Raw genomic sequence first — 307 nt, 5'->3', positions numbered from 1 at the left:
GATACTCGATGACGAACTGTGGACACTGATCCAACCGCTGCTGCCACCACCGAAACCACGCCGGGCGCGATACCCGGGACGCAAGCTGCTCGACGATCGCGCGGTGCTGACCGGCATCCCCTGGGAGATGCTTCCGCAGGAGATGGGCTGCGGCTCGGGCATGAGCTGCTGGCGCAAACTGCGCGATTGGCAACAGGCTGGTGTCTGGGACCGGCTGCACGAGGTGCTGCTGGCGAAACTTCGAGCAGCCGATCGCATCGACTGGTCGCGTGTGGTCATCGATTCGTCCTCCATTCGTGCAGTGGGC

The 307-nt window shown here is 64.2% G+C and carries 1 protein-coding gene; it reads left to right on the top strand.

What is annotated here, in order from left to right; translation table 11 throughout:
• Window position 1 precedes the first annotated feature (1 nt).
• Window positions 2-307 (top strand): transposase (locus ACV22V_RS32665; RefSeq protein ID WP_448016862.1); only part of this gene is annotated, 306 nt, incomplete at its 3' end.

The sequence above is a fragment of the Burkholderia sp. AW33-5 genome (genome assembly GCF_053427615.1).
The sequence above is the reverse complement of the archived record's forward strand: the minus strand, read 5'-3'. Positions and strand labels throughout refer to the sequence as shown.